This window comes from Streptomyces sp. NRRL F-525, assembly GCF_000716605.1.
Lineage (GTDB): Bacteria > Actinomycetota > Actinomycetes > Streptomycetales > Streptomycetaceae > Streptomyces.
In genome coordinates, this window is the sequence record NZ_JNXE01000051.1 from 32222 (window position 1) to 44875 (window position 12654).

The following is a 12654-nucleotide window of genomic DNA, read 5'->3' on the forward strand; positions in this document are numbered from 1 at the left end:
GCGCCCGAAAACCAGCGGTTCGGAACTCAGTGCATAGGCGCGCGCACAGCGGGTAGGCCTTGCTGCATCGTCTCTCGCTCGCGAAGCCGTCGTCAGGAGTAGACCGTGCTGCAACCGCCGCATTCGTCCCTGCAGGTAGCTGCTGTCCCGGCTCAGCGGGTGCCTGCGCGAGACAGGGACCAAGACGCTCCCTGGCACACCGAAGCGGTGTGCCGGCGCGACGAGGCAGGCCTGTTCTTCGCACCCTCCAAGGAACCCACCGCCGCCCGACTCTCCCGCGAGGACGCCGCCAAGCGCGTCTGCGCCCGCTGTCCGGTCATGGTCGAGTGCCGGGAGCACGCACTCCTGCAACCCGAGCCCTACGGCGTCTGGGGCGGCCTCACCGCCGCCGAGCGCCGCGTGGTCCTGGCGAGGCGCCGCCGCCGCGACCTGGAACTCCAGAAGGCGCGAGCGGCGGGCCGTATAGCGGCGGCCGGCTGACCGACCGACGTAGAAAGGGGCGCCCCCACCGCACCGGGGGCGCCCCTTTCACGTACGACCGTGTGGTCGTGGCCTGTTGTCGCTATGTCGTGGCTACTTGGCCCGGTCGAAGTCGATCGCGCTGTACGCCCGCAGCTTGCTCAGCCGGTGTTCCGAATCGATTCGCCTGACGGTCCCGGACTTGGACCGCATCACGATGGAGTCGGTCGTCGCGGTCTCCGCGCGGTACCGGACGCCCCGCAGCAGTTCGCCGTCCGTGATCCCGGTCGCGACGAAGAACACGTTCTCGCCGGACACCAGGTCGTCGGTGGTCAGCACGCGGTCGAGGTCGTGCCCCGCGTCCAGCGCCCGCTGCCGCTCGGCGTCGTCCTTGGGCCACAACTTGCCCTGGATCACGCCTCCGAGGCACTTCACGGCACAGGCCGAGATGATGCCCTCGGGGGTGCCGCCGATGCCGAGGAGCAGATCCACGCCGGTGCCTTCGCGCAGCGCCAGGATCGAGCCCGCGACATCGCCGTCGGAGATCAGCTTGATCCGCGCACCGGTCTCCCGGATCTCCTTGATGATGCCGTCGTGCCGCGGCCGGTCCAGGACGACGACGGTGACGTCCTCGGGGGTGACCCGCTTGGCCTTGGCGACCCGGCGGACGTTCACCGAGATCGGGGCCTCGATGTCGACGAACTCGGCGGCCTCGGGCCCGGCGACGAGCTTGTCCATGTAGAACACGGCGGACGGGTCGAACATCGAACCCCGGTCCGCGGCGGCGAGCACGGCGATCGCGTTCGGCATGCCCTTGGCGTTGAGGGTGGTCCCGTCGATCGGGTCGACGGCGATGTCGCACTCCGGCCCGGTCCCGTCGCCGACGCGCTCGCCGTTGAAGAGCATCGGCGCCTCGTCCTTCTCGCCCTCACCGATGACGACGACGCCGTTCATCGAGACGGTGGAGACGAGGGTCCGCATGGCGCGCACGGCGGCACCGTCGGCGCCGTTCTTGTCACCGCGCCCGACCCAGCGGCCCGCGGCCATCGCGGCGGCTTCGGTCACCCGGACGAGTTCCAGGGCGAGGTTGCGGTCGGGGGCCTCGGAGGGGACTTCGAGTTCGGACGGCAGATGATGATGCTCGGTCATCGGAGCGCACCTTTCTGATACGACGACGGCCGGATGAGGGTATGGCCCCGACTCTATCGCCAGGCAGACAAAATGAGCAGGGGGGCCCACGGATGAGCGGACCAGGGCACCTGCGACGATAGGGACGTGGCAGGTTCGAACGGTAAGCAGAACGGCAAGCAGAAGACGGTCCGGGACATGATTCTCTCCCTGGGCCTGATCGGGATCGCGGCGGCGATCGTCTACATCTTCATCCCGCACAGCGACCACGCTCCCGACATCAAGCGGGTCGACTACCGCGTGGAGCTGCTCACGGCACGCCGCGCGGCGCCGTACCCGGTGGCGGCCCCGGAGGGCCTGTCGAAGACCTGGAAGGCGACCTCGGTCAGCTACGACGGCGCCGCGTTCGACGCCTGGCACCTCGGATTCAGTGCCCCCGGCGGACAGTACGTGCAGATAGAGCAGTCGACTCAGAAGCCGGCCGACTTCATCGACACCGCCAGCCAGGGCGGCGCCGCGACGAAGACGACCCAGGACATCGACGGCCACACCTGGACCCGCTACACCGGCGGCCGCTACGACGCGCTCGTGCTCGCGGACAAGGGCTCGACCACGGTCGTGGCGGGCACGGGGTCGTTCGATCAACTGACGGAGATGGCGAAGGCGTTGAGGACGAAGTAGCCCGACAGGTGTGACGAAGGCCCCCGGCGCCGTGTGCGCCGGGGGCCTTCCGCGTGCCATGGGTGTTCTGTGCCTCAGACGGTGGTGACGACCTCGTCGTAGGCAAGGCGCGGGGAGCGCGGGAACCAGGCGTCCTCGCCCGGCTTGCCGATGTTGATGACGACGAACGGGGTGTGGTCGCCGTCCAGGAACTCCTTCTGGACGCCCGCGAAGTCGAGACCGGTCATCGGGCCGGCGGCGAGGCCGGCGGCGCGGATGCCGATGATGAAGTACGCGGCCTGGAGGGCGGCGTTCAGCGCGGCGTTGCCCTCACGGACCGAACGCTCGCCGAAGACGGCGTCCTTGGCCTGCGGGAAGTGCGGGAAGAGGTTCGGGAGCTCCTCGTGGAACTCGTTGTCCGCGGAGAGGATCGCGACCAGCGGGGCGGCGGCGGTCTTCTTCTGGTTGCCCTCGGAGAGGTGCTTCACGAGGCGCTCGCGGGCCTCGGGGGAGCGGACCAGGGTGATGCGCAGCGGCGACTGGTTCATGGAGGTCGGGCCGTACTTGACCAGGTCGTAGATCGCCTGCACCTGCTCGTCCGTCACCGGCTCGTCGGTGAACGTGTTCGCGGTGCGGGCCTCGCGGAACAGCAGGTCCTGGGCGGCGGGGTCAAGAACGAGAGACATACGACTTCCTCGGGGTGGCCGGAAACCGGAACCGGACCGTGGTCCGGATAGGCTGACGAGACCGACCGTACGCGACATGAGGTTCAATATTCAACCAAAACTGGAGCGGGGTGATCCGTATCACGCGGGATCGGTGCGGGGGCGGTTTGCCGGGGGTGGCTGTTGCTGGTGAGTGGGTTGGCGCTGGCGGCGGCGGGCGACAGAGGGCGGCAGTGGATACGGGCTGCCCGCCGTCACTGACGGGTCTCTGCCGGCGAGGCTGGCTGGCAGCCGCTGGCTGTCGTAACTCGCCGTCCGCGGCCAGTAGTTGCTAGCTGATCGCGGGCGCGACCAAGTGGCGCTCGCCGCAACTCGGCTGTCGGCCGACGCTATGTGCCGTCCGCTGCGGGTTGTCAGCAGCCGATACCTGCCATCGGCTGCCAGCCGTTGCCAACTGTTCGCCGATGCTGACAGCTGTCGGCTCCTGTGACTCGCGGTCGGCTGCCAGCGGGCGGTACGTGTGGTCCGTCGCTGGTTGTCGGCTGTTGTGACTTGTCCTCGGCCGGCTGTCAGTCCTCGGCTGCTGGCCGCTGCCAGCTGGGCGCCGTTGCTGGCAGTTGGCGGCTGCCGCAACCCGCTGGTTGTTGCCAGCGGGTGCTAGTCGCCCGTCTGCCTCTGGCTGGCGGCGGTTGTTTTCGCCGTCCGCTGAGAGTCGTCGGCTGCTGGTTGTTGCCGGCCGTTCGCCGTCGCCGCGCCGGCCGGCGGCCGCTTTGGCTTGCTATCCGCCGCCGGCCGCCGCTTCGGCTTGCTGTCCGCAGCCGGCTGCCGCTCCTTGCGACCCGCTGCCCGCCAGCCGTTGCCCGCGCGAGCCGCCCGCCCCGGGAGTCGTCCCCTCCCGCTACTCGCCGTCCGCTTCCCCGGCCGTGCCCTCTTCCTCTTCCTCCGCCAGCGCCGCGTCCAGTCGCGCCCGGGCTCCGTCCAGCCAGCGGCGGCACACCTTGGCCAGTTCCTCGCCGCGCTCCCAGAGGGCGAGGGACTCCTCCAGGGTCGTGCCGCCCGCCTCCAGTCGCCGTACGACCTCGATCAGCTCGTCGCGTGCCTGCTCGTAGCCGAGCGCCTCTTCCGTCACCTTGCTGGTCATTCGCCCACCCTATGTATCCACTCGTACGGAGAACTCACCCTCGGCGACCCGCGCGCGCAGCACCTCGTCCGCGCTCACCTCGTCGGGGTCGCGGACGACATGCCCGTCGGGCCGTTGCAGCACCGCGTACCCCCGCTTCAGGGTGGCCGCGGGGGAGAGGGCCACCACGCGCGCGTGCGTGTGGGTCAGCTCCGAGTCGGCGCGGTCCAGGAGGTGGCCGAGGGTGCGTCGGCCGCGGTCGAGGAGGGCGGCGACATGGTCCGCGCGTTCGTCGATCATCCGGTGCGGATCCTGTATCGACGGCCGTGACAACGCCTGCGCCAGCCCACGCTCCTCCCGGTCCACGAACGCGACGACACACCGCCGGGCCCGGTCGCGCAGCTGCCGTACGCGCTCGTACTCCTCGCCGACGTCCGGTACGACCTTCTTCGCGGCGTCGGTGGGCGTGGAGGCGCGCAGGTCGGCGACGTAGTCCAGGAGGGGGTTGTCGGGCTCGTGCCCGATCGCGGACACGACGGGTGTACGGCAGGCCGACACGGCCCGTACGAGCTGCTCGTCGGAGAACGGCAGCAGGTCCTCCACGCTTCCGCCGCCCCGCGCCACGATGATCACGTCCACGCCGTCGAGCGCGTCCAGTTCCTTCACGGCCTGCACGACCTGCGGCACGGCGTGCACGCCCTGCACGGGCACGTTGCGCACCTCGAAACGGACCGCGGGCCAGCGGTGCCGCGCGTTCTCCAGGACGTCCCGCTCGGCCGCCGAGGCGCGCCCGCAGACCAGCCCGATCAGCTGCGGCAGAAAGGGCAGCGGCTTCTTCCGGTCGGCCGCGAACAGTCCCTCCGCGGCCAGCGACTTCTTCAACTGCTCCAGCCGCGCGAGGAGTTCCCCGACCCCGACCGGTTTTATCTCGGTCGCCCGCAACGACAGCTGCCCCCGCGGCGCGTACCACTCCGGCTTCGCGAGTACGACCACCCGCGCGCCCTCGCTGACGACATCGGCGACCTCGTCGAACACCTGCCGGAAGCACGTCACGCTCACCGAGATGTCGTACGACGGGTCACGCAACGTCAGAAACACCACACCGGCACCGGGCCGCCGCGACAACTGAGTGATCTGCCCCTCGACCCACACCGCACCCAGCCGGTCGATCCACCCGCCGATCAGCCGGGAGACCTCACCGACGGGGAGCGGCGCGTCCGGAGCCGTGTTGAGAGCCATGCGCCCGAGAGTAACGGCCACCTGTGACAACGGGGTCGAGGCGTGGAGTGGGGCGGCACATGGGGGGTGGGTCGGTGGTCGGGCCGGCGGTCGTGGTTGTGGGGCTGCCGTTGACGTGTCGGCCGAGTCGTCGGTCGGGCCACCGGCCGTCCTGGCGGTGCCGGACGGTCAGTGCTCGACGCGGGCCGACACGATCCAGCCCGCCGGGCGTCTTTCCGAGGCAGGCCGGCGACGGCCCCTTTCAAGGCAGGGCACGCGTACCCAGTGCGTCCGGCGCCCTTTCAACCCAGGTCGCGCATGTCCAGTCCGCCCGGCACGCTCTCAACGCAGGCCGTGCAGAATCGGCCCGTCCGGCGTTTGAGGACGAGGCCCCTTCAGGGCCGATGGGGGGCTGGGGGCGGAGCCCCCGGGGAGGCGCCCGCCCCCACCCACACGCCGGGGAGCTACTGCCGGACCGCCCCGCGCGACTGCACCGCCAGCACCGCCAACCCCACCGCCAGCCAGATCGCCCCCACCACCTGCGCGGTCCCGGACGCCTCCACGATCACGGCGATGGTGATTGCCGCCCCCAGCACCGGCACCAGCACGTGCCGCCACCACACCACCGGGCCGCCCCGGCGCCGTACCGCGAACCAGCCCACCACGCTCGCGTGCAGCAGCGTGAACGCGGTGAGCGCGCCGATGTCGACGACCGAGACCAGGTGGTCGAGGCCGTCGTCGCGGCGGGTCGCCCAGACCGCGGCGATCAGGGTGATGACCGCCGCGGAGAGCAGGGCGACCCGGGGTACTCCGTCGTCGGTCTTCGACAGGGCGCGGGGGAGGCGTCGGTCGCGGGCCATCGCGAAGACCAGGCGGGCCGCCGCCGCCTGCCCGGCCAGCGCCGCGAACGCCGCGCCGATCGCCTTGCTGACGGCGACCAGGTTGTGCAGCCAGTCGCCCACCGAGACGTCGACCGCGTCGTAGAACGCCGATCCTTGTCTGCCCGGGTCGGCGGCCAGTTGGGCGGACGTCGTCGGCTCCAGGAGAGCGACCAGGTACGTCTGGGCGATGAACAGGACACCGGCCAGGGCGAGGCAGAACAGCAGCGCCCTGGCGACCTTCTCGGAGCCGCCGGTGACCTCCTCCGCGAAGGTGGCCACCGCGTCGAAGCCCAGGTAGGACAGGACGGCCACCGAGACCGCGCCGATCACCGCCGACAGCGCGAACGCGCCCTGCGTGCCGTCCCCGGAGAGCGGCGACAGCCAGCCCCGTTCGGCGCCGTCGCGCGCGAGGACGACGATCGCCGACACGATGAAGATGACGAGGACGACGATCTCCATCGCGAGGACGAGGAAGCCCACGCGGGCCGCCGCGCGCACACCCCAGAGGTTGAGGCAGGTCGTGATGACGACCGCCAGCGCGGTCCACACCCACCGCGAGACGTCCGGGACCAGCGCGTTCATGGCGATCCCGGAGAAGAGGTAGGCGACCGCGGGGATCAGGATGTAGTCCAGCATCGCCATCCAGCCGGCGATGAACCCGGCCTCCTTGCCGAGCCCCACGCGCGCGTAGGCGAACACCGAGCCCGCCTGAGGGACGACCCGCACCATCTGCGCATAGCTGAACGCGGTGAACGCCATCGCGACCGTGGCCACGATGTAGACCAGCGCGACGGCCCCGTGCGACTTGGCGTCCAGGGTGCCGAACACGCCGACCGGCGCCATCGGGGCGATGAACAGCAGCCCGTAGACGACGAGATCCCGGAAACCGAGGCTGCGCCGCAGCTGGGGCCCGTCGCCGGCCGAGGTCTCCGGCTCCGTGGCCGTACCGCTGTCCCTGTCCGCCATCTCGCGTCTCCCGTACGTCGTGCCCGGCCCCACCCCTCCCGTTCCCCACGCCAGTCTCCCCAAGGACGCGATCTTTGACCCGTCGAGCGCGGCCTTACGATGGGACGCATGACTGCTTCGTCTGGCCGCCGTGTCCTGCTCGCCGCCCCCCGGGGCTACTGCGCGGGCGTGGACCGCGCCGTGATCGCCGTCGAGAAAGCCCTTGAGCAGTACGGGGCTCCGATCTATGTCCGGCACGAGATCGTGCACAACAAGTACGTCGTCCAGACCCTGGAGAAGAAGGGCGCGATCTTCGTCGAGCGGACCGAGGAGGTCCCCGAGGGGAACATCGTCATGTTCTCCGCGCACGGCGTCGCGCCCGTCGTCCACGACGAGGCCAAGCAGGGCCGTCTCGCCACCATCGACGCGACCTGCCCCCTGGTGACCAAGGTTCACAAGGAAGCCGTCCGTTTCGCCAACGACGACTTCGACATCCTGCTCATCGGCCACGAGGGCCACGAGGAGGTCATCGGCACCTCCGGAGAGGCCCCCGACCACATCACCCTGGTCGACGGCCCGTCCGACGTCTCCAAGGTCGAGGTGCGGGATCCGTCCAGGGTCGTATGGCTGTCGCAGACCACCCTCTCGGTCGACGAGACCATGGAGACGGTCGACGCCCTGAAGGAGAAGTTCCCGCTGCTCATCTCCCCGCCGAGCGACGACATCTGCTACGCCACGCAGAACCGCCAGCTCGCCGTGAAGCAGATGGGCGAGGAGGCGGACCTGGTGATCGTGGTCGGCTCGAAGAACTCCTCCAACTCCGTACGGCTCGTCGAGGTCGCCAAGCTGGCCGGCGCCCGCGCCGCCTACCTGGTGGACTTCGCCGACGAGATCGAGGAGGCCTGGCTGGAGGGCGTGACCACGGTCGGCGTCACCTCGGGAGCGTCCGTGCCGGAGGTTCTGGTCGAGCAGGTCCTGGAGTGGCTGTCCGGCCGCGGCTTCGAGGACGTCGAGCTGGTCAAGGCGGCCGAGGAGTCCATCACGTTCTCGCTGCCCAAGGAACTCCGCCGTGACCTGCGCGAAGAGGCGGCCGCGCTGGTCGCCGAGCGCACCGGTTCGGACCGTACGGCACCCTCCGGGCAGTGACTGTCAGTCGTTCGTCGTAGCGTGGATCCATGCAGATCTTCGGCGTGGACATCGGTGGATCCGGGATCAAGGGCGCCCCTGTGGACCTGGACAAGGGCGAATTGACCCAAGAGCGGTGCAAAGTGCTGACCCCGCACCCGGCGACACCGGACGGAGTGGCCGACGGCGTGAAGGAAGTCGTCGACCACTTCGGCTGGACGGGACCGGTAGGGCTCACGTTTCCGGGTGTGGTCACCGGCGGGGCCACGATCCGTACGGCGGCGAACGTCGACAAGAGCTGGATCGACAAGGACGCGGGCGCGCTGTTCGCCGACCGGCTGGGCGGCCTCCCGGTGACGGTCGTGAACGACGCGGACGCGGCGGGCGTCGCCGAGATGCACTTCGGCGCCGGCCAGGGCCGCAAGGGCACGGTGATCCTGCTGACCTTCGGCACGGGCATCGGCAGCGCCCTCTTCGTCAACGGCATCCTTGTGCCGAACACGGAGCTGGGCCACCTCGAACTGAACGGCCACGACGCCGAGAAGAAGGCGTCCAGCAAGGCCAAGGAGGACGGCGAGCTGACGTGGGAGCACTGGGGCCACCGGGTCCAGAAGTACCTCGCCCACGTCGAGATGCTGTTCTCGCCCGAGCTCTTCATCATCGGCGGCGGAGTCAGCCGCAAGGCCGACAAGTTCCTGCACTTCATCGAGGACATCAAGGCGGAGATCGTCCCGGCGCAGCTGCAGAACAACGCGGGGATCGTGGGGGCGGCGATGCATGCGGCGGGGGATGACTAGCGGGGGCTAGCGGTCGGTAGGGGTCGGTTGTTGGTGGTGCGGGTCGGCGGTGCGGGTCTGTGCCGGCGGAGGTGGTGGCTGGGGCTCGGTGGCCGGTGGGCGTCGGCCGCGAGGCGGGGGCCTGTGGCGGGTGACTACGGAGGGAGTCCGCCGCGGCCTGTGCGAAGAGGCGGCGGCACTGGTCGCCGAGCGCGCGGGTTCGGGCGGGCTTCTACGGTCCCGGAGGACGGCTCGGCCGACGCGGAACGCTCCGCGGATGAGTCTCCAGCTCCGGAACCGGCCCTACGACCGCCCCAAGACCGGTGGCCCCGGAACCGGCCCTACGACCGCCCCAAGACCGGTGGCCTCGGAACCGGTCCTGGGATTGACCCCGGCCCCGGTCCCGGCCCCGGTCCGGGAGTTGGCCCCCTGGGACGGGCCCGGGAATCGACTCCGGTCTCTGTCCTGGAGCCCGCCTTGGGATCGCCTCTGGGCCCCTGCCCCGGAGCTACCCCCTGGGAGGCCCCCGGTATCGCCCCCGGGGTCAGTCCTGCGGCCCCCCTGGAACGGCCCCCGGAATCGCCCCAAGGTCAGTGTTCCGGCTGCCCGAGCCCGGGGACTCACGCCCGTCGCCGCCGCCTCAGCAGCCGGACCCTGCGGACCGTCGCGATGAGGCCCGCGATGAGCGTCCCCCCGTACAGCCAGCCGGCCTGCGTCGCGAGGCCGGTGAACAGGCCCATCAGGCGGTTGCCGAGGCCGCCGCTGCCGTCGGCGAGCGGGAAGAGGCCGACGGCGAAGGCGATCGGTACGACGACCGGTGCGGTCAGCAGGTCGCCGCGCCGGATCCAGACCGCGGTGAGCACGCACACCGGCACGAACAGCACGCTGTAGACAGTCAGCGACGCCCCGAACAGGAACTGGTCGATACACCCGAGCACGAACATCACGGCCGCGCAGAACAGCCCGCCGCCGAGCCCGGTGAGCCGGGGGTTCGGCAGCTGGCGTACGGTCTCGGCCGCCGTAGGGCTCGGGCGTCGTACGGCCGCCGGACGGCGCTGCGCGGTGCCGCGGGCCTGCGGGTTCGGCCTGGTCGTGCGGGCCGGGCCGCCGTTCGGGCCCCGGCCCGCCTGCGGGGGCAGAGGCGGGGCCCCGCGTCTTGCGCCGGGCTGTGGGGGTCGTGTCCTGTGTTGCTCCACTGGACCAACTTAGGTCGGTTTATGTGCCGAATAGGTCCTCAGACACGCCGATGGGCAGAGCTTGGCCACGTGTTCGACGCGGAGCCGGGAGGGCGCGGCTCACGCCGTAGACTGGTGGATCGGCCCCGGGCCCCGGTCTCCGCAGCCCCGGCCGGGCCCCTCCACTGCTCTCACGCCACTCACGTACGGGAAGTCGCAACGTGTCGCTCACGATCGGAATCGTCGGTCTGCCGAATGTCGGCAAGTCGACCCTGTTCAACGCCCTGACCAAGAACGACGTGCTGGCGGCCAACTACCCGTTCGCCACGATCGAGCCGAACGTCGGCGTGGTCGGCGTCCCCGACCCGCGTCTGACGAAACTGGCCGAGATCTTCTCCTCGCAGAAGATCCTCCCGGCGACCGTCGACTTCGTCGACATCGCGGGCATCGTGAAGGGCGCGTCGGAGGGCGAGGGCCTGGGCAACAAGTTCCTCGCGAACATCCGTGAGTCCGACGCGATCTGCCAGGTCATCCGCGCCTTCAAGGACGAGAACGTCGTCCACGTCGACGGCAAGGTCTCGCCGAAGGACGACATCGAGACGATCAACACCGAGCTGATCCTCGCCGACCTGCAGACCATCGAGAAGGTCCTGCCGCGCCTCCAGCGGGAGTCGCGCATCAAGAAGGACATCGGCCCGAAGGTCGCGGCGGTCGAGGCGGCGCAGGAGATCCTGGAGAAGGGCGACACCCTCTTCTCGCAGGGCATCGTCCAGGGCTCCGGCAACGAGGAACTCCTGCACGACCTGCACCTGTTGACGACCAAGCCCTTCCTCTACGTCTTCAACGTGGACGAGGACGAGCTGGTGGACGAGGACTTCAAGACCGAACAGCGCGCCCTCGTCGCCCCCGCCGAGGCGATCTTCCTCAACGCCAAGCTGGAGGCGGACCTCGCCGAGCTCGACGACGAGGAGGCGATGGAGCTCCTGGAGTCGGTCGGCGTCGAGGAGCCCGGCATGACGACCCTGGCCCGCGTCGGCTTCGACACCCTCGGCCTCCAGACCTACCTCACGGCAGGCCCCAAGGAGTCCCGCGCCTGGACCATCAAGAAGGGCGCCACCGCCCCCGAGGCCGCCGGCGTCATCCACACCGACTTCCAGAAGGGCTTCATCAAGGCGGAGGTCATCTCCTTCGCCGACCTGGTGGAGACGGGGTCGGTCGCCGAGGCCCGGGCCAAGGGGAAGGCCCGTATGGAGGGCAAGGACTATGTGATGCAGGACGGGGACGTGGTGGAGTTCCGGTTCAACGTGTAGGCGCGATTCCATCACGTCGCATTTGTTGAATGAGCAGGTCAAGAGGGGTCCGACTCTTCGGAGTCGGACCCCTGGCTCGTTCCCGTGCCGGGATGGTGCCGGGATGGTGCCGGGATGGTGCTGGGATGGTGCTGGGATGTCTGATGCGTCATCACCTGTCGTGTGCGCCCTGGCCGAAGGCGACGTCGACGAAGGTCGCCGCACGGGCGGGGTGAAGGGGGCTGCTCAGGTAAACCGTCATCGCGAACGGGTATTGTGTTTGAAATATGCAGATTCGCGCGGTTTGGATGTTCTTTCTGGGTGGTGTTCAATCGCGGTATGAGCAACGCGGACCGGCACCGGCTGATCGCCCGGGCCGTCAGGGAGTCGGGCAGTGCGACGGTCCCGGAACTCGCCGAGCTGACCGGCGCCTCGGAGATGACCATCCGGCGTGACCTGGACACACTGGCCGCGCAGGGTGCCCTCCAGCGCGTCCGCGGCGGGGCGCTCACCCTGCTGCTCAGAGGTGAGGAACCGCCCTTCGCGCTGCGCGCCCACGAGGCGGCCGACGAGAAGCGCCGGATCGCGTCCGAGGTGTCCCGGCTCATCGCTGACGGCGAGACCGTCCTGCTCGACAGCGGCACCACCTGCCTGGAGGTGGCCCGCCTGCTGCGTGGACGGCACATCACCGTGATGCCCCTGTCGCTGCAGGCCATTCACGTACTCGGCGACGCTCCCGGCCCGACCAAGTTGATGGTGCCCGGTGGACGGCCCCGCGCCGCCGAGGGTGCCCTGACCGGCCCCCTCGCACTCGCCTCGCTGGCGGCGCTGCGCTTCGACACCGCGATCGTCGGCTGCTGCGGCCTGAGCGCTGCCGAGGGCCTGACCGCCTACGACCTCGACGACGCGGCGGTGAAGAAGGCGATCATCGCCTCCACGCGCCGCGTCATCGCCGCCGCCGACGGCAGCAAACTCGGCCGCACCGCCCACGCCTACGTCGGCCCCTCCGCGCTCGTGCACACCCTCGTCACCGACACCACCGCGCCCGCCGACGAAGTGGCAGCGCTCGAAGGGGTCGGCACAGTCGTCAGAACTGTCTGACAGCGATCAGAGTCCCCGGGCCACCGCGTTGCCGGGAAGCCGGGCCGCGACCTCGGCAACGGCGGTGCGCTGTTGTCCGGGATGCGGGATGCGGGATGCGGGTGTGCTCGGA

12 protein-coding genes are annotated in these 12654 nt (G+C 70.2%); 6 read left to right on the forward strand and 6 right to left on the reverse strand.

Annotation, left to right across the window (positions count from 1 at the left end):
• The first annotated feature begins 105 nt into the window (after window positions 1-105).
• Complete coding sequence (locus tag OO69_RS43885) at window positions 106-480, forward strand: WhiB family transcriptional regulator (RefSeq protein WP_026150672.1); 375 nt, start codon at window positions 106-108, stop codon at window positions 478-480.
• A 93-nt stretch (window positions 481-573) separates the two neighbouring features.
• Here OO69_RS43885 and glpX read toward each other — a convergent pair whose 3' ends face one another.
• The gene (gene glpX / locus OO69_RS43890) at window positions 574-1608 is read right to left on the reverse strand and encodes a class II fructose-bisphosphatase (protein WP_033286599.1); all 1035 of its coding nucleotides are present in this window, start codon (window positions 1606-1608) and stop codon (window positions 574-576) included.
• A gap of 126 nt (window positions 1609-1734) precedes the next feature.
• On the opposite strand from glpX, the gene OO69_RS43895 reads away from it, so the two are divergent.
• A complete protein-coding gene (locus tag OO69_RS43895; RefSeq protein WP_033286600.1) occupies window positions 1735-2268 on the forward strand; it encodes a DUF4245 domain-containing protein in 534 nt (177 codons plus the stop codon).
• Window positions 2269-2342: 74 nt separating this feature from the next.
• On the opposite strand, the gene OO69_RS43900 is transcribed toward OO69_RS43895, so the two are convergent.
• The 4 genes from OO69_RS43900 to OO69_RS43915 form a co-directional block, all read right to left on the reverse strand.
• A complete protein-coding gene (locus OO69_RS43900) occupies window positions 2343-2933 on the reverse strand; it encodes a malonic semialdehyde reductase (protein ID WP_033286601.1) in 591 nt (196 codons plus the stop codon).
• 877 nt (window positions 2934-3810) lie between these two features.
• Complete coding sequence (locus OO69_RS43905; RefSeq protein ID WP_033286602.1) at window positions 3811-4053, reverse strand: exodeoxyribonuclease VII small subunit; 243 nt, start codon at window positions 4051-4053, stop codon at window positions 3811-3813.
• Window positions 4054-4062: 9 nt separating this feature from the next.
• A complete protein-coding gene (xseA, locus tag OO69_RS43910) occupies window positions 4063-5271 on the reverse strand; it encodes an exodeoxyribonuclease VII large subunit (protein WP_033286603.1) in 1209 nt (402 codons plus the stop codon).
• 443 nt (window positions 5272-5714) lie between these two features.
• Window positions 5715-7097 (reverse strand): APC family permease, encoded by a 1383-nt coding sequence (locus OO69_RS43915; RefSeq protein WP_033286604.1) that lies wholly within the window; start codon window positions 7095-7097, stop codon window positions 5715-5717.
• Window positions 7098-7196: 99 nt separating this feature from the next.
• Here OO69_RS43915 and OO69_RS43920 point away from each other — a divergent pair, with 99 nt between their 5' ends.
• Window positions 7197-8222: a 4-hydroxy-3-methylbut-2-enyl diphosphate reductase gene (locus OO69_RS43920; RefSeq protein WP_033286605.1), complete on the forward strand. Its 1026-nt coding sequence runs from the start codon at window positions 7197-7199 to the stop codon at window positions 8220-8222.
• A 29-nt stretch (window positions 8223-8251) separates the two neighbouring features.
• Window positions 8252-8998, forward strand: a complete 747-nt coding sequence (ppgK, locus tag OO69_RS43925) for a polyphosphate--glucose phosphotransferase (RefSeq protein ID WP_033286606.1) — start codon at window positions 8252-8254, stop codon at window positions 8996-8998.
• A gap of 599 nt (window positions 8999-9597) precedes the next feature.
• Here the strand turns inward: ppgK and OO69_RS43930 are convergent.
• On the reverse strand, window positions 9598-10173 hold the full coding sequence (locus OO69_RS43930) for a DUF6542 domain-containing protein (RefSeq protein WP_078652847.1): 576 nt from the start codon (window positions 10171-10173) through the stop codon (window positions 9598-9600).
• A 200-nt stretch (window positions 10174-10373) separates the two neighbouring features.
• Here OO69_RS43930 and ychF point away from each other — a divergent pair, with 200 nt between their 5' ends.
• Window positions 10374-11462 (forward strand): redox-regulated ATPase YchF, encoded by a 1089-nt coding sequence (ychF, locus tag OO69_RS43935; protein WP_033286607.1) that lies wholly within the window; start codon window positions 10374-10376, stop codon window positions 11460-11462.
• A 318-nt stretch (window positions 11463-11780) separates the two neighbouring features.
• The gene (locus OO69_RS43940) at window positions 11781-12542 is read left to right on the forward strand and encodes a DeoR/GlpR family DNA-binding transcription regulator (protein ID WP_033286608.1); all 762 of its coding nucleotides are present in this window, start codon (window positions 11781-11783) and stop codon (window positions 12540-12542) included.
• The last annotated feature ends 112 nt before the right edge of the window (window positions 12543-12654 follow it).